This window comes from Mesobacillus thioparans, from assembly GCF_965138835.1.
In the GTDB taxonomy this organism is placed as follows: domain Bacteria; phylum Bacillota; class Bacilli; order Bacillales; family Cytobacillaceae; genus Mesobacillus; species Mesobacillus thioparans.
Window position 1 is genome coordinate 15,779 of record NZ_CBCSFH010000003.1, and the last position, 21,184, is coordinate 36,962.

Annotated in this window: 17 protein-coding genes and 3 pseudogenes; 7 read left to right on the forward strand and 13 right to left on the reverse strand. The window is 36.5% G+C overall.

Annotation, left to right across the window (positions count from 1 at the left end):
• Positions 1-11 precede the first annotated feature (11 nt).
• Positions 12-992: a LacI family DNA-binding transcriptional regulator gene (locus ACNAZ4_RS07200; RefSeq protein ID WP_415813550.1), complete on the reverse strand. Its 981-nt coding sequence runs from the start codon at positions 990-992 to the stop codon at positions 12-14.
• A gap of 364 nt (positions 993-1,356) precedes the next feature.
• A pseudogene (locus tag ACNAZ4_RS07205) lies at positions 1,357-2,081 on the reverse strand (MOSC domain-containing protein).
• Positions 2,082-2,322: 241 nt separating this feature from the next.
• Between ACNAZ4_RS07205 and ACNAZ4_RS07210 the strand changes: the two are divergent.
• The 3 genes from ACNAZ4_RS07210 (at position 2,323) to ACNAZ4_RS07220 (ending at position 4,548) form a co-directional block, all read left to right on the forward strand.
• Positions 2,323-3,114: a transporter substrate-binding domain-containing protein gene (locus ACNAZ4_RS07210; protein ID WP_415813551.1), complete on the forward strand. Its 792-nt coding sequence runs from the start codon at positions 2,323-2,325 to the stop codon at positions 3,112-3,114.
• A gap of 64 nt (positions 3,115-3,178) precedes the next feature.
• Positions 3,179-3,823, forward strand: a complete 645-nt coding sequence (locus ACNAZ4_RS07215; RefSeq protein ID WP_415813552.1) for an amino acid ABC transporter permease — start codon at positions 3,179-3,181, stop codon at positions 3,821-3,823.
• On the forward strand, positions 3,820-4,548 hold the full coding sequence (locus tag ACNAZ4_RS07220) for an amino acid ABC transporter ATP-binding protein (RefSeq protein WP_415813553.1): 729 nt from the start codon (positions 3,820-3,822) through the stop codon (positions 4,546-4,548). The genes ACNAZ4_RS07215 and ACNAZ4_RS07220 overlap by 4 nt, the downstream gene beginning before the upstream one ends.
• A gap of 96 nt (positions 4,549-4,644) precedes the next feature.
• Here ACNAZ4_RS07220 and ACNAZ4_RS07225 read toward each other — a convergent pair whose 3' ends face one another.
• Entirely contained in the window at positions 4,645-5,742 is a 1,098-nt protein-coding gene (locus tag ACNAZ4_RS07225; protein ID WP_462937934.1) for a M20 family metallopeptidase, read from the reverse strand.
• A gap of 377 nt (positions 5,743-6,119) precedes the next feature.
• On the reverse strand, positions 6,120-6,701 hold the full coding sequence (locus ACNAZ4_RS07230; protein WP_415813555.1) for a hypothetical protein: 582 nt from the start codon (positions 6,699-6,701) through the stop codon (positions 6,120-6,122).
• 412 nt (positions 6,702-7,113) lie between these two features.
• Between ACNAZ4_RS07230 and ACNAZ4_RS07235 the strand changes: the two genes are divergently transcribed.
• Both ACNAZ4_RS07235 and ACNAZ4_RS07240 read left to right on the forward strand, forming a co-directional pair.
• Entirely contained in the window at positions 7,114-7,383 is a 270-nt protein-coding gene (locus ACNAZ4_RS07235) for an excalibur calcium-binding domain-containing protein (RefSeq protein WP_415813556.1), read from the forward strand.
• Positions 7,384-7,499: 116 nt separating this feature from the next.
• A pseudogene (locus ACNAZ4_RS07240) lies at positions 7,500-8,190 on the forward strand (IS3 family transposase).
• A 374-nt stretch (positions 8,191-8,564) separates the two neighbouring features.
• On the opposite strand, the gene ACNAZ4_RS07245 reads toward ACNAZ4_RS07240, so the two are convergent.
• Both ACNAZ4_RS07245 and ACNAZ4_RS07250 read right to left on the reverse strand, forming a co-directional pair.
• The gene (locus tag ACNAZ4_RS07245; RefSeq protein WP_415813557.1) at positions 8,565-10,505 is read right to left on the reverse strand and encodes a TcaA NTF2-like domain-containing protein; all 1,941 of its coding nucleotides are present in this window, start codon (positions 10,503-10,505) and stop codon (positions 8,565-8,567) included.
• Positions 10,506-11,087: 582 nt separating this feature from the next.
• The gene (locus tag ACNAZ4_RS07250; RefSeq protein ID WP_415813558.1) at positions 11,088-11,507 is read right to left on the reverse strand and encodes a hypothetical protein; all 420 of its coding nucleotides are present in this window, start codon (positions 11,505-11,507) and stop codon (positions 11,088-11,090) included.
• Positions 11,508-11,757: 250 nt separating this feature from the next.
• On the opposite strand from ACNAZ4_RS07250, the gene ACNAZ4_RS07255 reads away from it, so the two are divergent.
• Entirely contained in the window at positions 11,758-13,056 is a 1,299-nt protein-coding gene (locus ACNAZ4_RS07255; RefSeq protein WP_415813559.1) for an AAA family ATPase, read from the forward strand.
• Positions 13,046-13,684 carry an RloB family protein gene (locus ACNAZ4_RS07260; RefSeq protein ID WP_415813560.1) on the forward strand — a complete coding sequence of 213 codons (639 nt, stop codon included), beginning with the start codon at positions 13,046-13,048 and terminating at the stop codon, positions 13,682-13,684. The genes ACNAZ4_RS07255 and ACNAZ4_RS07260 overlap by 11 nt, the downstream gene beginning before the upstream one ends.
• A gap of 369 nt (positions 13,685-14,053) precedes the next feature.
• On the opposite strand, the gene ACNAZ4_RS07265 is transcribed toward ACNAZ4_RS07260, so the two are convergent.
• From ACNAZ4_RS07265 to ACNAZ4_RS07295, 7 genes and pseudogenes are all read right to left on the reverse strand, one after another.
• Positions 14,054-14,809 carry an IS3 family transposase gene (locus ACNAZ4_RS07265; RefSeq protein WP_415813561.1) on the reverse strand — a complete coding sequence of 252 codons (756 nt, stop codon included), beginning with the start codon at positions 14,807-14,809 and terminating at the stop codon, positions 14,054-14,056.
• 824 nt (positions 14,810-15,633) lie between these two features.
• Positions 15,634-16,482 (reverse strand): hypothetical protein (locus ACNAZ4_RS07270; RefSeq protein ID WP_415813562.1); only part of this gene is annotated, 849 nt, incomplete at its 5' end.
• Position 16,483: 1 nt separating this feature from the next.
• Positions 16,484-16,926: pseudogene (locus ACNAZ4_RS07275) on the reverse strand (hypothetical protein); the annotation flags it as partial.
• Between the two features lie 61 nt (positions 16,927-16,987).
• On the reverse strand, positions 16,988-17,866 hold the full coding sequence (locus ACNAZ4_RS07280) for a glycosyltransferase family 2 protein (RefSeq protein ID WP_415813564.1): 879 nt from the start codon (positions 17,864-17,866) through the stop codon (positions 16,988-16,990).
• A gap of 59 nt (positions 17,867-17,925) precedes the next feature.
• On the reverse strand, positions 17,926-18,939 hold the full coding sequence (locus ACNAZ4_RS07285; protein ID WP_415813566.1) for an EpsG family protein: 1,014 nt from the start codon (positions 18,937-18,939) through the stop codon (positions 17,926-17,928).
• Between the two features lie 140 nt (positions 18,940-19,079).
• Positions 19,080-20,186 (reverse strand): glycosyltransferase, encoded by a 1,107-nt coding sequence (locus ACNAZ4_RS07290; protein WP_415813567.1) that lies wholly within the window; start codon positions 20,184-20,186, stop codon positions 19,080-19,082.
• Positions 20,187-20,205: 19 nt separating this feature from the next.
• The gene (locus ACNAZ4_RS07295; RefSeq protein WP_415813568.1) at positions 20,206-21,180 is read right to left on the reverse strand and encodes an SDR family oxidoreductase; all 975 of its coding nucleotides are present in this window, start codon (positions 21,178-21,180) and stop codon (positions 20,206-20,208) included.
• Positions 21,181-21,184 lie beyond the last annotated feature (4 nt).

Genomic DNA, 21,184 nt, shown 5'->3' on the forward strand with positions numbered 1-21,184 from the left:
CATGCCCCTTTCTATGTTTGTGTGGAGCGTTTCACTAATAGTTCAACTTGAAACGTAGTTTCCTTTTGATGAATGGGCCTTCCTTCGATTAAATCCAGCAGCATGGAAGCTGCGGTCGATCCCATCTGATAAATCGGCTGTGAAACCGTTGTCAATTCTGGTGATATGATCTCCCCGAATTCAATCCCGTCAAATCCTACTACCTTAAGCTGCTCCGGAACTTTATAGCCGAGCAGTTCAGCTGCCTTAATAACACCAATGGCCATAACGTCATTGCCCGCAAAGACCCCATCGATGTCAGGATACTTTGTTAACAACTTAAAAGCTGCCTGCTTTGCCGACTCTATTTGATACTCCGCAGGAAAAATTAGATTTTCATCGTACAATCCCACTTCGCTGACAGCATCTTCATACCCTTTTAGCCGATCTTTCGCGTTCGCAATATTCTCAGGTCCGCTGATATGGGCAACCCTCACACACCCACATTCTATAAGATGCTGTGTCGCCTTTCGGGCACCTTCGTAATTGTTGCAGGTAACATAGGGTATGGTCGAATCCAAAGGTCTATCAAGGGCAATAATCGGAAAATTATAATGTGAAATATGCTCAGGTTTAAGAGTATTGGAAACAACCAGGACTCCATCAACATATTTCTGCTGCAGCATATCAAAATAGCGAATTTCCTTATCAATCTTGCCATCACTATTGCAAAGAAAGACAGTGAAATCCGACTCACTCGTCACATCCTCTACAGCTCTTGCCAGCTGGGGAAAGAATGGGTTATTGATATCCGGGACAATAAGTCCAATTGTCTTCGATTGTTTTTTAAATAAACTGCGCGCAACGGAGTTTGGTTTAAATTTCATTTCCTCGATTGCGGCTAATACAGTTTTTCGCGTGTCTTCATTGACGTATCCACTGTCATTCAAAACCCTGGACACAGTTGCCACTGAGACCCCAGCTCTCTTAGCCACATCTCTCATCGTAACCAATGTTTTTCTCTCCGTTTCTCTCGATCGTATTTTCTGTAACCGGTTACATTCAGTATAAATGTCATAGGTTCGTTTGGTCAAGTAAACTTTTTTATTTTAAATTCGGACAGAAATTAGGGAACAAAAAGAATCAATATTCGACCCATACCAATTAACAAATTCTGCAATCATATACAAGAATACTGGTTGTTCTTAACCTTCTTATTATTGCCGCCCTCTTCATGTAGAAAAGGCACGAATTCAAAACCCTTCCTCGTTCTTTAACATCATTTTCTTCTACAAACCATTTTGTGAAATTGACTATTTTATATTGAGGAATGCTCACGGTCTTCCCCTATGCTGGAAAGTCTTACCGGAGGAAGATTTACTTTTCAAAATGAACTTCATCCCCAACATTGATTTCACCAGTAGTATAACTGATGCATAAACTCCAAAGTGATTATTTCTTTCGTTTGCGACCGTTTTTAGCAATGATGAATCTCTTTCTGCACTATCTGGATCAACGGTGATGATCATACATCTTTCACAATGCCTTTTCACTTCCAGTACCACTTCACTGCCGATTTTGATTCGTCTGCCAAACCATTGTTCTTCTACAAAAGGAGTTTGATTTATCAATAAAATAAACAAATTGGCACGAAAACGCCTGTGATCAACTGCTTTACCCCATATTTGTTCTAATCCCTTTAGTGAAGCGTCCGTAACAAGTTGAATATGCTCTTCTTCAATCGCCCCGAGGGGTACATTTGAAGGAAGATATGAAACAAGTTCGGTTTCTCGTTGCGACCTTTCTTCGATCTCTTTTTTGAATTCTTTCTTACTCCATTCAAGCACCTTACCCTCAGGTGTTACAATTTCGACTTTAGGGTATTCATCCATTCCCTCGTGTCCAATAAATCTTGCCTTGTATCGAACCATCTCCTGGAATTGTGTGATTGTTAAGTACTTTCCTGGTCTTGTTTGGTCTTGGATGGCGTGGCTGCGATCTCCGTACAATCCATACTCCATTACCCTTGTCTTCTCAACACTCTCTCCACAAAAGGATTTAACAGGATGCCGAACAATTTCTCTGATATGACCGATTAACACTGCATCGCCCTCCAGTTTTTAATCCTATTTTATCCCTTCATCTCTAAAAATCACAAACCTGTTAAATTAAGCAGCATCATTCATTTGTCGGGTGAGAATATGCTCATTAGTGATTAACTATTCCGGGAAAGCATTCAACGCGACTTCGAAAGTCCCATAAGCCTTATCCTTTGCAATGACCTAAAAATGTTTGTTAACATGACAAATGTACTGAATTATCTAAATTATCTGGAGGGATTGGATGAAAAAAATAAAGATATTGAGCTTTTTAATGGCAATGATGCTCGTTTTAGCTGCGTGCGGAACGAACGATGAAGCAAACGGCGATGGAGATGAAGGTGGCTCTGGAGACGGAGGCAAAAAGTACACTGTTGGTACGGATACAACTTATCCTCCATTCGAATTTGAAGAAGGCGGCGATTATAAAGGAATCGATATTGATATCATCAATGCCATTGCGGAAGAAGAAGGCTTTGAAATCGAATTGAAGCCAATGGACTTTGGCGGCATCATCCCGGCGATCCTTGCCGATCAGCTCGACGTAGCCATTGCCGGCATGAGTATCACGGATGAACGCAAACAGAAAGTAGACTTTTCAGATGCCTACTTTGATGCTGGATTAACACTTGTTGTGTCAGAAGATAACAACGACATTACCAGCGTTGATGACTTGAAAGGTAAAGTTGTCGCCGTTAAGAATGGTACAACAGGTGCTGAACACGCCGAGAAAATTAAAGAGGAAGCTGGCATTAAAGAGGTTCGCCAATTCAATGACAGCCCCTCCATGTTCCAGGAAGTTGCAAACGGGAACGCTGACGTACTGATTGAAGACTACCCGGTTATCGCGTATGCGATCAAAAAAAGCAACCTTGACCTGAAGACCGTCGGGGACCGCCTGAATGGCGACCAGTATGGCATCGCTGTAAAAAAGGGCGAGAACCAGGAACTGCTTGAGAAAATCAACAGCGGCCTAAAAAAAATCAAGGACAACGGCAAGTACGACGAGATCCTGAACACTTATCTTGAAGAGTAAGAATTTTCTCAGCGCGCTCACAAAAAGCGCGCTGTCTTTTTCTAATATTGAAAGGAGCTAGAACATGGAAATTTTTCAGGAAGCCCTTCCCGTCTTATGGGCCGGGTTAAAACTGACAGCATATATAACCCTAATCGGCTTGCTGTTTGGATTCATCATCGGTTTAATTACAGCACTTTTCCGCCTTTCGCCAATTCCGCCTTTACGGTGGATCGCGATTTGGTTCATTAACTTTGTACGCGGAACACCTTTCCTCGTCCAATTATTCTTCATATACTTCGGATTGAATTCACTCTCTTTCATTTCGCTACAACCCGTAACAGCCGGTATCGTCGGAGTGGCCATCAATGCAGGTGCCTATATAGCGGAAATTGTCCGGGCCGGCATCCAGTCCATTGATAAAGGACAGACGGAAGCCGCGCGGACACTTGGACTGACAAGTGCGCAGACGATGCGTTATATCATCCTGCCCCAGGCATTACGAAGGATGCTGCCGACATTTGTGAACCAGGCGATTATCAGCCTGAAGGACACCTCCCTTCTGTCCGTCATCGGAATCGCCGAACTGACACAAAGAGGCCAAGTCGTTGTATCGGCAACCTATGAACCCTTTAAAATATGGGGCATGGTCGCCCTCATGTACTTCATCCTGATTTACTTGCTGACCAAACTCGGTGATTTCATAGAAAGGAGGTATGAACTGCGATGAGTGTGATCCAGGTCAATAATCTAAAAAAGTCCTTCGGAAAACTCGAAGTGTTAAAAGATATCAGTACAGATGTGAAGGAACAGGAAGTGGTCTGCGTCGTAGGTCCTTCCGGCTCCGGAAAAAGCACCTTCCTGCGATGCTTAAATCGACTTGAGGAAATCACAGATGGACATGTCATAGTAAACGGACATGATATCACCGACCCTAAAATTAATATCAACAAGATTCGCCAGGAAGTGGGAATGGTGTTCCAACACTTCAACCTATTCCCACATAAAACCGTGCTGCAAAACATTACGCTGGCACCGGTAAAAGCCAAGGGTATCGACAAAGATGCCGCGAAACAAACAGCTCTCGGACTTCTCAGGAAAGTAGGTCTCGAGGAAAAAGCAGACAGCTATCCCGGAGAATTATCCGGCGGACAAAAGCAGCGTGTAGCCATTGCCAGGGCACTTGCCATGGAACCAAAAGTCATGCTCTTCGATGAACCGACCTCCGCCCTCGATCCCGAGATGATCGGAGAGGTCCTCGAGGTTATGAAAGACCTCGCCCGGGAAGGCATGACGATGGTCGTCGTGACACATGAAATGGGATTTGCCCGTGAAGTTGGGGATCGCGTCATTTTTATGGATGGCGGGTATATTGTTGAGGAGGATGTACCGGGTGAGTTGTTTGGTAATCCTAAGCATGAACGTACTAAGGCTTTTCTTGGGAAAGTGTTGTAGGTGGGATGATAATGAACCATAGGGACTCCCCTATGGTTCTTCATCTACATGCTTCAATTAGTTATTCAACTACCAAATGGGATATGAGAACCTACCCTACGTCCCGATATTTATCAGCAGGTTAGAGAAAAATGCTGCTCGCTCAGGGATTTGGCTGATGATGATGTGTTCGTTTCGAGCATGGATTCCGTCTCCAATGGCACCGAGACCATCTAAGGTTGGGACTCCCATGTTGGCTGTGAGGTTTCCATCACTTCCTCCTCCAACTGATGCTTCTTTTAACTTGATGCCTTCTTCTTTTGCTGCTTCTTTAGCGGTCAGGAATAGGTTTTTCGTATCTTCGTTTCGTTCCATCGGTGGACGAGAGACGCCTCCTGTGACCTCGATACTTGTACCCTCTGTGAAAGGTGTCAGCTCACTAATTATTTCATCAATTCTTTCCTGTTCTTCACTGGTTTTCGCCCGTACATCGATGCCAATCTCTGCGTGATCAGCCACCACATTTAGCTTGCCTCCGCCTTTAACATATCCCACATTGACAGTGGTTCCAACGTCATAATCTGTTAAGGATTCTAAAAAATCGATGGCCTTGGCAGCCTCTTGAATAGCACTGGCTCCTTCATGATGGTTGTTGCCAGCGTGGGCAGCCTTGCCTGTAATATCAATATAATAACGCGATGAACCCTTTCTTGCCGTTTTTAAGGCACCCGTCCGAACAACGGGTGGTTCCGTGACTAATGCGTAATCGCAGTCCTTCGCTATCTCTTCAATGACATAGCGTGATGTCGGACTGCTCACCTCTTCATCACTGGTAAAAAGGTAGACAATTTTCTTTTGAAATGGGATATTCAATTCCTTAATGGCTCTTATTGCCCAAATCGCTTGTACCAGGCCGCCCTTCATATCGAGGATGCCAGGACCGTATGCATGATCGCCTTCGATTTTAAACTCTAATTCCCCAGGCTCCCATACTGTATCAAAATGGGAAAGGATCAAGATTGTTTCGTCACCTTCCCCGAATTCGAATTTCAGGTGATTTCCGTATTTCTCTTCTTCCATCACTTCTGTCCGTTTACCAAAGTAGCGGTACAAAAGCTCCTGAATCCTCTCCCCACATTGATCGACGAGTTTTTTATTCAATGATGGAGAATCACATTCGACCAGAAACTTGATATCATTTAAAATCTCTTGCAAATGGTCCTCCATAAACTGCCTTATGGAATCCATTAATATCACACTGCTTTCTCATTTTGTATTTGATAAAGGCTGCATGATCTTTGTGCAGCCCTCAGAGTATAACTATTTTATTATTATATCATTTACAATATTAGTAGCAGTCTTACATAATAAAACCCAATCATAAGCTCACCAAATGGCACCCCAATCAACACTAGTGGCCAGACGAACTTTAACCATATAGAATATGGACAGCGCGGCTCTCCATCAATAGTAAAAGGCACGATTAGCAGTTTAATTCGCTAATCGTGCCCTTTCTATTGACTGGTTTCTGTATAGCATGTCTCCACAAGGTTAATTACTCCTACTGGTTAGAAGAAATATATCTATCGATATCAACTCAATTCTTTTGAGTTTTTAGGATAATAGGTTAGTACGCGGTACATTATTTTTCCATCGGGCAGAATTGTATAGTCAATCCCATCGGCTTCGAAGACATTTATAAGTCTGTTTTGCTCTAATTTCCTGCTAACATTTAATTCATTAATATGTTGGTCAAGTTCTTCGGTGTAACCACTGTTTGTTTTAGCGAGCACTTCTATATAAGTGATAATCAAAAGCCTTTTCTCCATGACCTCCAGGAATGCCTGCTGATGGGATTTAAAGGCAGAAGGAGCTTTCAGTTTTTTGGACTCAATCAAAAGCATATTCATTGCAGCTTTATCTTTTTGTAAAGAACCTAAGTCCCATGGTGAATTTTGTGATACCTGAGTTATATAGCCATTTAAAATATAATCGCTTTTTTCAGTGTAATCCTCATGTGTTTGCAGGTAATTTAATACTCTGTCATGCTTATAAACTATGTAATCGTTATACAACTTATTAGTAATGGTGGAGAACATTACTAAAAACAGGAGAATTCCGGCAATACTATAGGTCCCACCATGGCCTCTTATTCCTCTGCCTATTTTCTGCACCAAACTTATTACCAGTCTGATTCAACTTTTGCATTTCCTTCCTAAAATGCTTTTGAACAGGAGTGACCATGCCAAACTTCCTACTTTTTTGGATATTTTTTCTATTATTTATTCCATAATAATCCAAAAGTTGCCATTATTCAATTGGAATCTGTCAGGTATTGACAGGTACGGTTAAAATTTGTCGGATTGTCTCAGTCTTAATATTCCACGCAGTAGACGCAGGAGTAGACGCAGGGACGGTTCTCCCGTCTGAAAATTTGTAATAAACTTCTAATTTTTGAGACGCAAGAACCGTCCCTATGTCTCACGCAGATAAGGTTCTCCTGTCTGTAAATTTTTTCTTGCTAAGTTCCATTTCTTCTATTAGAATCTTTTTTATATAGTAAAATAGTGGAAATGAGGGTATCAAATGAAAAAAGTGGTGTTATTGACTTTATCTCTTTTGCTGGTGTTTGGCTTTTCGTATGGATCAATGGAACATGCAGATGCAGCAGCAAAGGTTAAGACCTTTAAGAACTGCAAAGAGCTGAATAAGGTTTATAAAGGCGGAATAGCGCGGAATTCAAAGGTTAAAAATAAGGGCGGTAAAACAAAGTACAAACCTTTCGTATCGAAAAAGCTGTATGATGCAAATAAGAAACGGGATCGAGATAAAGATCTGATTGCCTGTGAACGTTAAAAAACAGGGACGATTCGAACCGTAAACTGTACCCTGTGTAGTAGACACATTAAAAAAAGTCTGCTGCACAGGGTCTTTTTATGTACAATAGATAAAAATAGTGCGGCAGAGAGATTATGAGTAAAAAGTTATTCACGGATAAAGAGATTGAATGACTAGCTAAAAATCCATATGTAAAATCAGTAAGTCCTAAAGGTATTACCTATTCAGATGAGTTTAAGGAGCACTTTATAACTCAAAATAACCAGGGGAAGTTTCCTAGAGAGATATTTGAAGACTGTGGGTTCGATACAGAGATATTAGGAATCCAACGGATCGAGTCTTCGGGCAAAAGGTGGCGAGAAGCTTATCGCAAGCATGGGATTCTGGGACTCCATTACACAAGGGCTTGACGCTTCCACCAATGAAGTCCTAGCTCATCAGGTCTCTGACCGAGTTACTCTTGATATCGCTACGGATACACTTAAGGCGTTAAAGAAAAACAGGAGAATCAAACTGGCTAAAGGAGCTTATATCCACTCTGATCAGGGAGGTCACTATACCAGCCCTGACTATCAAAAGCTGGTAAAAAAACTCAGATTAGGACAATCCATGTCCAGGAGAGGAAACTGTTGGGACAACGCTCCACAGGAATCGTTCTTTGGTCATTTTAAGGACCTGGCTGATATAAAACCATGTGAAACTTTAGACGAACTTAAACAAGAAGTGAAAGCTGCCATCCACTACTACAATCACTACAGATATCAATTGAATTTGAAAAAGATGACCCCTGTTCAATACAGAGATCATCTTCTTAAATTAGCCTAGCTTTTTTTAAAATGTCCTTTACAAGGGGTACGGATTAACAAGCTCTACGGTTTTACTTTTAGAATTGGGATTAACATAACAGTCTTTACAAGAAGATAACATTAACGCTTTTTGCATATTCTACTCGCTTCTGAATCTTCCCAGTTCACCATCAAGTGTAACTCCCTGACCTTCTTGCTTATATCTTGGAAATCCTTTATTTTCCTCGTACTGCCCTAATTTAACAGGCAAAAAATCTTTATTTACCTCATCACCAATATTGACTTCCAATTTCAAACTGAGACGCAGGGACGGTTCTCCTGTATCAAAATTTGTAATAAACTTCCGACCCTTGAGACGCAAGAACCGTCCCTGTGTCGCATTGATTCTTCCTACTATAGTGAATCAGACGAATCTTGTTTAACTTTTAAATCGGTGATAAGGAATTTTCCATTGAATTTTTTTACTGTATAAGTGTTTTTGAAGTTCATGGTTTCATGGTCGTCGTAGTTTCGGTAAATATCGAATGTTTCTGACACTTGGACTGTGTAGGTGTCAGGGCCTGCGCTTGTGATTTTGTTTATGTTGTGTTCTAACAAATTTTCAATAATGTCTTTTTCATATGTGCTGTTAATGAAATTTTCCTGCTCCTTATACAATGGAGAATTAGGGGCAATATAATCTACTGCATATTCTGGTTCTCCATAATAAATCGCTTCTACGAATCCTGAAAGATAATCATCAATCAATGTGTAAATGCTTTGATGGTCCTCTTCTTCCTGAACTCTTTTATAAAATTCATCAGCCTCTTTCTGGCTGGACTTAGTAAAGTACATAATGTCTTCATCATTCGTGAGGCTTATTTGATCCTTACCCTTAAGGGTAAAGGTGAAGTATTCTTCATCTACACCCGCATAAATACTAGTATAATCTGCATTAGTTACTTCGAGTTTTTCTTTTTCACCAGTGAAAACATTTTCTAGAACACCATTCTTATCAATCTTGATAAAATAACCGCCTTCACTTTGATCAATCACCCAGATTCCCGCGATATCCTCAAATTCTAATTGATTCATATAAAGGCGTTCATTTTGATATTCAGCATTTGAGTAGCTGTCCAGATCATCCATAATTAACTGCTTTTCTTTAAGATCTTTCATTAAAAATAGCTTATCATCCTTTGTAACAAAAGCCAGGTTTCCGTAGAAGAAGCTATATCCATTAAAATCAGAAGTAAGCTTTTTCTGATCAATGTATAACTGATGATCCTCTGTATCATACACGACTTTACCATCTGAAGAAGTTTCATAAGAAATAACGGAAGAATTCAGTTTTTCAGGGGCCTTTTCACCGTTCAATTTATATAGGTCACTATCTTCCGTAATATAGAATATGGTTCCTTTCTTCATCTTAAAGTTAAGTACATTACTCGCCAATTTAGTTGATGACTCGTCTCCGGCTTTCTTCTTATATAGATTCCCGTCGTTATTAACGTAGTAAAAGTACCCCTTCTCGTATTTGAAGTTCATCACATCAGAGGCAATTTTCTCGGTCTCTCCACCCTGTTTGATCTCAGAAACGTATAAATCTGAATCCCCATCCTCAATACTTAAATAAACAAGCTCATCACCGATTTTTTTGATTGGTGAGTAAGCCACTTCATTGCCAGTAATCTTGATGCTGTCTTCTGCCCCAAGCTGATAAAAGAAAAGGGCACCATCTTCATCCAAGTAAGCTACCTCATCTTTTCCGTTCAGGTTGGTAAATGAGCTCACGTCACTGTCTAGTTGTTTTTCTTGCTTATCCTTCAAATTGTAAAGGGAGAAATCTGCATCTTCATCAATATAATAGAGATAATCACCCATAATATCATATTGATAGACATTTGATGCGATTTTTTCCCTATCCGATTCCCCCTGGATCAAATAAAGATCGTCATCACTTGTTATATAAGTAACAATCTCCTCTTCATAGTCCCCACGGAATGTGATAACATCTTCTGCGACTTTTGATTTTTCCTTCCCTAAAGTATACTCATACAATTCTTGATCACTGTTTACGAACAGTACCTTTTTATGGTCATTAATGTATGTATAATGGCCATCCATCACATCTGTTGATATCTTTTCAGCATCTCTCTCATTGCTTTTGATAAAAAGACTGCCAATACTTGAGCCTTCATCATCTGTTTCTTCTGCTTTAAAAAGAAGAAAATCATGATTGATTACCTCAGGCTCCGCCTTAACTACAGCTTCTTTTTCACTGCATCCTGAAACTACCATAATAACTAAAATAAATAGAATGAAAGCAAGACTCTTTCTCTTGATAAAACTCATACTGCACCTCGTAATATTTTTTTGATAGCTTGCATTTAAATTCTTTGAAAACCAAAATACGATTATATCAATCGCCGAAAAAATAACTAAGGCCATTTTTTTATAATATTTGATTACTTTAAAATTCCTATGTTACTTCATTGGTCTAGTGAATTCCTATGTGCAAACAAGTTATCGTAATAACCATTTATTTCTAGTACCTCTAAGTTTATTATCGGCACAATCTATTATTTTTGTAATCTAATTTCCCTTTCTCCCCACCCTCTTCTAATAAGCTGCAATTGTGGCCAATCCGTCTGCAAGCATTTCATTGCTCAACAACTTCTCCTTATTCTACATCAGCAAAATCTCATCTATAAGCAAACAAACTGGTGGTATTACGCTACACTTAGATAATCAATTTCCAGTCAAATAAATCACATCAGTAAACTACTTCGACTCCGGAATGGGAAACTAGAACAGTACCTGTTTCTCCAACCATGCAAAAAAGAGAGAAACCAACAGTTCCCTCCCTCATACCGTATTCCGACTCTCGAATAGGACACGCAGAACTGTCCTTGCTTCTCATTTACACAAAAATTTTTATTCCAATCTGCTCTTTACTTTTTCAGTAGGTACATATCCTCTTAGTCCAGTATCAATAACTTCAATAAGTGATGTAGTTAGACCGAAATCTACTACTGTTACTCTTCCTCCTTTAGCTCCGGCAAATAACCTGCCATTTTCCATCATCCTTGCTAGAGCATCATTATTCTCCTCGACAATATAACCCCACATTTCATCATAACTATCCTTATCAGCAGCTATGAAAATAGGACCCACTAAATAACCATTTTGACCTTCTACTACAGCATGTGGCTTAGACTCATAAGTAGATACTGTCTCACTTTTTTCTTTGTCATCAGAAAAATAATCAATAATATTCTGAACCCCAATGATTAATCCTACAATAATGACTAAAGACAAAAAACATCCTGAGTTGCCACTTTTCTCGCTGCGCATTTCAAACCCCTTTATTGTAAATTTTCTATTATTATATCGGCATGATTTTTGGAATTTATAGGTTCAGGTTAGACGCAGGGACGGTTCTCCTGTATCAAAATTTGGAATAAACTTCTGATTTTTGAGACGCAAGAACCGTCCCTGTGTCGCTTTTTTGTTTTTTTGAGAAAAAATCGTAATACATTAACATTTTTATGGATAAATTATATAATATTAATTGTATAATGAGAAAAAGACGGAGGTGTTCAATATGTTAGTGCAATTTAGTGTCGGGAATTTCCTGTCCATCCGTGATGTGGCTACATTAAGTATGGTGGCAACAACTATTAGGGAGCATAAGGAGACAAATGTATTTCAAACGAACAAGAATTTACGGTTATTGAAAAGTGCAGTTATTTACGGTGCTAACGCTAGCGGAAAGAGTAATGTTTTCCAAGCATTGCGGTTCATGGCACGGTTTATTAGGAACTCTTCAAAAGAAGGTCAAGTAGATGAAGAAATTGCTGGTGTTGAAAGTTTTCGTTTGAGCACTAAATCAATTGATGAACCAAGTTTTTTTGAAGTTGTCTTTATTCATAATGAAGTTATGTACAGGTATGGCTTTGAGCTTGATTATAAAGAAGTTAAAAGTGAATGGTTATTTTATACCCCTAAGAAAGATAAAGAATATGAACTATTTCAGAGGAACGGTGAGCATTTTGACATTGATAAAAAATTCAAGGAAGGAGAGGGTCTAGATATCAGGACAAGAAATAACGCTCTTTTCTTGTCAGTAGTGGCAAATTTCAAAGGTGAAATCTCCACTCACATTATGAAATGGTTTGGAAAATTAAATGTCATTTCTGGTCTGCAAGACGATCATTTCTCTTATACTAGACAACAATTAAAAAAAGCTTCCTTCAAAGATGAACTTCTTGATTTAATGAAAGTTGCTAATTTGGGGATTGAAGATATTGAAATTGAAGATGAGGATAATGAACTTCCCAAACCTATTGAGGAATTACTAAAAAAACTTTCCAGTATGCATGATAGTTCAGAAATCAAGGTAAACAAATTAAGCTTAAATACCCTGCATAAGAAATTTGATGAAGATAATAGATTTATTGGGTTTGAGAAGTTTCTGTTATTTCAGCATGAATCCGAAGGCACGAGAAAACTAATCTCATTATTAGGTCCCATCATTGACTCTCTTAAGAACTCGAAAGTTTTGGTTGTTGATGAACTAGATGCAAAGTTACACCCTCTTTTAACCAAGTTTATTATTCAGTTATTTAATTCAAATGAGTATAACAACAAAAACGCTCAATTAATTTTTAATTCTCATGATACTAACCTTCTAAGTAAGGATACGTTTAGAAGAGATCAAATTTGGTTTACTGAAAAAGACCAATATGGAGCTACTGATTTATATTCTCTTGTTGATTACAAAGTTCGAAATGACGCCTCTTATGAAAAAGACTACTTACTTGGCAAATATGGATCCATTCCGTATATCGGCACCTTCCAGTTTATTAATAATGATAAAGAGGGTGTAGATATTGGGGAGTGATGACCTTTTTAAAAAAAGAAAAGCAGCTCGAAAGGTTGCAGATTATAAAAGAAAAACAGGAAAAAAGGGAGAAGATCGGGATTTAATTCTCATTGTTTGTGAAGGAACAAAATCTGAACCAAATTATTTCCATGGATTTAAATTAACGAACCTAACAATTGAAGGGTGCGGAGGAGACCCATTAACAGTAGTCGATAAAGCTATAAGCATTCAAACTTCAGAAAAGGCTAAAGGCAAGATATTCGACCAGGTTTGGTGTGTATTTGACAGAGATAGTTTTCCTGCCTATAGATTTAATGGAGCTCTTCAAAAGGCGGAGGCAAGAGATTTTAAGGTTGCCTATTCAAATGAAGCTTTTGAATTATGGTATGTTCTTCATTTTGAATATTTAAATACAGGTATCTCCAGAAATGATTATGGTGATAAAATATCACATTATATCCAAGAAGATTACCAAAAAAATGACCCATATATCTTTGATAAATTACAACAATTCGGAGATCAAAATCTTGCAATCCGATATGCTGCCCGCTTAGTAAATAGCTATAATCCACGAGACCCATATAATGATAACCCATCAACAACTGTCTATACGCTTGTTGAGATCTTAAACAAATGGTATAAGTGATATCATTCATTAATAAATAACAAAAAACCAGGTAAGGGACCCTTGCCGACCTGGTTTCAAAGGAAACGCGGGGACGGTGGTCAAGCCCCAAAATAGTAGAGTCTTAATTGAAACATATTGATATTACTGAAGGGAATCACTCCCTGATCTAATCATTGAAACTTGATCGTTCCGCTTAAACACTTGACATGGAGCCTCTTCTCGCATGGATTTCGAGCCAGGAAGCAGCTGGAGGATATCAGCTGGCTCCCCGAAAAAAGGTATCATGCGTTCACTCCATTTCAAGTGCTGGATTACAAAAAATCAGCCCATTCATTCAAAGGGAGTCGTTTCCTTCCCATTTATGCGGCGGAAAACTGCTTACGAAAGTTAACAGGAGACTGCCGGTCCAAACGTTTTTGTCTTCTTGTGATTATAACGGTAAATATAATCGTGTATTTTGGCTTTTAAATCCTCTATATTTTGTACAGAATAGGGATGAATAGCTTCGCTCTTCAAATGGGAAAAGAAACTTTCGATACATGCATTATCGATAGGATTCCCAGGGCGGGACATGCTTGCCTTTATCTCATAGGCTTCAAGCGTGTCCTGATATATCTTGGATGTGTATTGTCCTCCCCGGTCGCTATGGAGAAGGACATCCTGCACGTCCTTTTCTTTTTGGACTGCGCTATATACCGTCTTTATGACTAACGATGACCCTGCTTTACTTCCCATCTCATACGCTAAGATTTCATTTCCAAATAGATCCATCAGGGCAGAGAGGTATAAACTGTTGCTTCCCACTTTAAAAGTGGTGATGTCTGTGACCCATTTTTTATTTGGTTTTGTGGCAGTAAAGTCCCTGTTTAAAAGGTTTTCTGCGATTACTTCAGTCTCTGTCTGTTTATGAAGATTAATATTCTGTGACTTTCGCTTTCTTCGAATAATGGATTGAATATTTAGGTCTCGACAGAGACGGTAAACTCGTTTGTGATTGATCTCCATCTTATATTCTTCCTGAAGCTCCATGTGGATCCTTCGGTAGCCCCACTGTTTGTCTGATGCCTCATAGAGTTCTATGACCAGTTCCTTCAAATCTGAATCCTTATTGAAGGCTAAGTTTCTTAAATTTGTAGTAACCACTTACAGACACAACTAGGTAGTGACAAAGCTCTTCAACAGTGAATTGTTCCCTTAATGCTTCAATAACTTTGAATTTTATTTTCTTCCCTCCTTGATCAAGATTTCCTCTAACTTTTTTAGTACGGCATTTTCCAACTCCAGCTTCCTGATGTATTTTTCCTGATCCGATTTTTGATTTTTTTGTCCTCTCTTATCAAGGAAAAATGTATTTCCATTCTCTTGATATCTACTCCACCAAGTCTTCACCGTACTGGTATTAATATTTAATTCATTGGCAATCTAAGAATAGGAACGTCCATCCTTTTTTAGTTCAATCGCTCTAATTTTAACTTCCATATCATAATTCTTATAGATTTGGCCTTTATCCGGCATAATGATCACCCCTTAAAATGGTTTCCAAACTAGTTGTTTTTCAACCTCTACTTTAAGGGGTGCACATCACCGTCCCTGTGTTTCCACTCCGGCAATCAAAAATTTTGCGGTTGGGGGAAGAACCTAAAATCAAAAGGCACGATGAGCAGTTAACACTGCTCATCGTGCCTTTTTTCGCGCAAAACTTCCGATTGTCCGCTTTAAGAACCGTCTCCATGTCTCATGCATCTATGCAAGAGAAGTTAACCCAGCCAACTATGCTTAAACAAAATCAAATTCGCCACACAAATATCAAAAAACCAGGTCAGAACCCCTTCTGACCTGGTTTTAGATTATGGATATGATCGTTCAAAGTTCAGGACAAGTAAAACCTTCAATACCCCGGACACCCTGACCGTCAGCAAGCTATTTCGACTCCCGAATGAAACGCAAGAACCGTCCCCATGTTCGTTCTAAAAGTTTATCAAGATAAGCCCACCTAATGCTATCCAAATAAAAATCACAGATACTGAAAAAACAAGTAATAAACTCTTTGAATTTGTAGCTTTTCTTTCAAATATAATAGTCTGAATTACGATACTTATCATCCAACTAAGGACTACTATATATAAATTTGGGAAGAACATATAAAGTAAGTATGTTAATACAAGAAATACTATATTAGTAAAGAAAGAAGTAGTCATTATTGACTTATAACTACCTTGTGCTTGTAAATATTCATAACTTAAATTCCCTTGGGCTAATAATAATACCCCTACTAACAGAAATAAATACAATAACAAATCACCTTCACTACTTAATATATCGTTAAGTATATATGTGTTAATAATAGGAAACAAAGCTATAGATATCATAAAAATTACGGAATAAAACATCCAACTAATACTTATATATTTTTTATTCTTGTTTACTCCTGATCCACTACTAGCGAAATATGGAAAGACAACCATTCCTAAACCATTTGAAAAAAACCATATTTTTGATAAGAAATCAAATGTACTTCTAAATATACCTAATTCTTGAAGACCAAATACTTTTGATATTATTAATACTATCATACCATTTATGTTTATTTGTAAAGCTTGAGCACCTGATAAAAAAATGGATTCTTTATAAAAATAGACTACTTCTCTAACGTTAGATATACTAATATTTCTCAAATAAAAAATCGCAATGTTTTCTTTTAGAATTACCTTTGATAATCTAATGTCAAAGACCCTTCTAAAAACAATGAGAATTATGACAAAATAAACATTATGAGTGAGTATTGCGCTTAGAATTAGTATTAAATATCTAATTAANCCAGATATAAAGTTAAATAAACTTATTCTCTCAAAGTTTTTGTGTGCTTTAGCATAGGTTATATTTATCTTTGTTGGTAAAAAAAATAAATATTCAACTGTTGCAATACTTGCAATAAAAATTCCTATCCGCCACTCATCTTGAAAAAATAAATTTATAATAATAATAATTATAATTATTATTATTATAATCATGGTCATTGTGAAAAAGTAAAAAGTGCTAATTAGCCCATCAATTTTTTTTGAACCTTGCGATATCAATCTCGTAAAATGTTTTAGCACACCTAGTTCAAAAATAGTGAAGTAAGAACCAATTGTTAAATAAAGCGCGTAAATTCCATAGCCTTCTTCCCCAATTTGACCTAATAAAATCGGTACAGTAAGAATACCTAATAAGCCTAAAATTAAGTTGCTACTATATACAGAAACAATTTTTTTTATCATTTGATACCTTCTTTAACGTTTACGCGAATATACTTATTTTTTTGTGTTCAGTGTTAGATATTTATTTTAATTTACCCCATTTTTTAAATAGCAAGTATGAAACAGGGGTGCATATTATAGCCAAAATGGGAGAGCCGCTATTAAGAATTATCTTTTTATAGTCTTTTTTAGCAAAAAATCCATACATTATAAATAGTATCAATTTTTTTATCCTTATTTTAAAGATAACATTATTACTTAGGAATTCTTTTGAATTTGTCATTCCACCTAGTGGATTTTTTATTCTCATATTTGTCCCAGCGGAAGTTAGCCCGTCTGATAAGTATTCAGATATATAGATTACCTTATTAACGAAAACACTATTGTATTTATCTCCAATTCTTTTGTGCACCGTACTTTCGCCTATAAACTTTTCTTCTAAAAAAATTGGAAAAGGGAATTTTTTACGTACTTCTGTTACATACACCGATTTTTTATCTCCTTTAATACCGGAATTTATCATAATATCAGTATAGGTTGAAATACTATTATCAATCGGGAATTTTTCACCAACTAAATTACCATTAGGGTCACTTTGTAAAAACCAAAATGAAGCAATACTGGAATTGCTTTTATACTCTTGCCAAATCTTAAAAATAACATCTACTGCATCTCTTGTTAAGTAATCATCACTATCCACAATAAATGTAAGTGCATTTCCAATAACTTTGACTCCCTCATTAATTGCCGAATGCTTACCACCATTATTTATATATATATATCTAACAGTAAAAGAAGCTTTATTAATAACTTCCATAATATAGCTACGTGTATCATCAGTACTACCGTCATCAACTATAATCCACTCAAAACCCTTATTGCTTTGGTTTTCAAGACTATCATAAAGTTTTTTTAGTGTGTGCACCCTATTGTATGAGGGCGTCAAAATAGAAATAAACATTAAAATTCACCTTCATCTTTTAAAAATCACCATTACTAAACATAATGGTGATAAAGCTTTTAATTAAATACTATAACTATTTGCCTATAAGTTATAAAAATTAAAACAAATATAAAAATAGTATAATAAATAACCCTTTCCCTTGGATTTTTAAATGTACTAAATAAACTAGGTACGAGAGCTAAAGTTGGTAATAAAAAGTACCATCCAATCCTGAAAAACCAGTACATATTATATGATAAAAGCCAGGACATCGAATAAAAAAAAGAGCATGCAATAAAAGCATCTGCTTTATACATGATTTGTTTAAGACGGTTTCTTCTTACTAATGCAATAACTGTAATAATATAAAATGGTACCCCTTTAAAAATTACACTTGATGATCCTCCTCCAAAAGTCAAATTTGCCTCTTCAGTATTAAATAATTGACCGAAATATGGTATTTTTGGTAAGTATAAATTAAATATTGGCTCAAATAAAAAGAAACTGACACTGAATATCATCAAGATGTAATAATAATTTTTTTTAGACTTAATTCCCTTTAATACAAAATATAGAGGAAGTAGTATTAAAGCTGTAGCATGAAATGTAATTGCCACTAAAGAAAACATAATATATCTAATTCTCAAATCGTTTGTATAAGATAAAAATGCTAGGTTTGCAAACGAAACCGCCAAGTTCTGCCTTAATATATATGTTGTCTGAAAAAAATATAAACTTATTAAATATAAAAAAACAATTAGTGTATATTTTCTACTTATTTTAGAAGCTGTATATAAATTTATAAATGTAGTAACAAAAGCAATAAACAAAAATAGCCAAAAAGATTCATGGGTAATTCGCCCAATTAACATATTAATTAACAAAAATCCTACTTCTGTTCTTGCACTAATCATGGTATTAACCGAGTCATAATACATTGGGTACCTATATAAAAAACTCCATGCATATCTTACAGTATCAATCATATAACCAGATTTACCTAGATAAGCTGAGAATAAGCTAAGTATGCTTGATAATAATAATATATTATATATAGGAGCCCTGCTCTTATAACCAAATGGAATTCCCAAGTTAATGCTTTCCTCGAGAAGGGTCCTCCTATTAAATATAGATTCGGAAACATACGCTAAAAATACAATTACTATCACTAAAAAACTATAAAATATTAAAACCAACTATGTTACACCTCGCACAGTACTAAACACTTACTTCAACCATCGAATATAGTTTTTTCGTATATTTTAGTTATTTCTTTTATATCATATTTTTGAACAACTCTTGCACGAGCTTTTAACCCGATATTTCTATAATCTGACCCATTAATTAATTCTAATATTTTTTTCGCTAAATTCAAATAATCTTTTGGTTTAACTACAAAACCACTATCGTCTACAATTAACTTAGAATCTCCTACATCAGTAACCACACATGGTACCTGACATGCCATAGCTTCTGCTATAGCATTTGAAAAACTCTCTCCTAAAGATGAAGAAACATAAACATCAGCTGCTGATAATACAGCAGGAATATCAGTCCTTTGCCCGAGTAAAATTACATATTTACTCAGATCAAATTGATCTATTAGTGTCAATAAGTCTTTATTAGAATAGTTTAATCCATTACCAACCATAATCATCTTAAAATTAACACGTTCTGCCTTCAATTCATTTAATGCTTTTACTAAAGTGTAATAATCTTTTTGTATATTCCATCTACCAACAGTTAAGAGGACATTATCTTCCTCTAGTAACGATAACTCTTTACGTATTCTTATTCTATCTTTTGGTTCGAATTTAAATCTATCTAAATCAAATCCATTAGATATGTTTATGGATTTCTTATTAACATAACCAATATTCTTATGATTTTCAAAAGCCCTTATTGAATTATAGGATATAGCATTAACAAACCTAGATAGTATCGAGTTAACTTTAATAATTTTTAGTGTGCGTGATTTGTTCGCTTCCTTATCCAAATTACTATGTCTAATATTCCAAATAAGTCTTTTTCTTAATAATACCTTCGCTATTATAAACCCAAAAATATCAGCATGGTAAAGCCATGTGTTTACAATATCAAAATCTTTACAAATATTTCGAGCCATTATTAAAGAGCCAAAGAAATTATTGACTGTTAAATTTAAAGAATGTATTCTTATACCTTCAGCTTTAATCTTTTCTCCCATAACCCCCTCATCTATTAAAGTTATAACCTCATGATAATATTTATCTTTATCAGTATTTTTTAGTAACTTATAGAGCATATTTTCAGCCCCACCACTACCTAATCCTGTTATTATGTGAACAATTTTCTTCATAGAGAATCTGCATCCATTTCTACAAGTTTTCCTTATACCATTCAATTGCTTCAATAATTCCTCTTTCAAAACTCCAACTTGGGTCATATCCCAACATTTTTTCTGCCTTCCCAATATCTGCATTGCTGTGCTTAATATCACCTTTACGATCCGGTCCAAAAATTGGCTGAACATCTTTTCCTAACGCCTTCAATAAATAAGTATAGATATCAATTAAAAATTCTCTTCCACCATAAGCAATATTGTAGGCCTGTCCTGCTGCTTCATGGGATGCAATACAAGCTTTTAAGTTGGCCTCAATTACATTCTCGATGTAGGTAAAATCTCTACTTTGCTTTCCATCACCATTAATAGTTGGTTGCTCATTATTCAATAATTGTTTAATGAATTTTGGAATTACTGCTGCATAGGCACCATTAGGATCTTGTCTTCTACCAAAAACATTAAAATAACGCATACCATAAGTATCAAGACCATACATTTTAGTATAGAGTTTGGCATATTCCTCATCTACTTTTTTGGTAAGTGCATAAGGTGATAATACATTACCCTCTCTTCCCTCCTTTTTTGGAAGATTAGGTTCATCACCATAAACTGATGAACTAGAAGCATAGACAAATTTCTTTACACCATTTTGCCTCGCTGCCTCCATCATATTTAAAGTACCTTTTATATTAACATCTTCATAAAACAAAGGCATCTCAATACTTCTCGGAACACTCCCCCATGCAGCTTGATTCAAAACATAATCAATTCCTTCACAAGCTTTCATACAAGTATTAAGATCACGAATATCTCCTTCGATAAATTCGTAATTAGGATTGTTTAAAAACTCTTCTACATTTTCCTTTTTCCCAGTTGAAAAATTATCAAGTCCTCTTACCTTAAAACCAAGCTTAAGGATCGCTTCCACTAAATTAGATCCTATGAATCCAGCTGAACCAGTAACTAAAAATGTTGATCCTTCTGGAAAAGTTATATTTTGATATCCCATTATT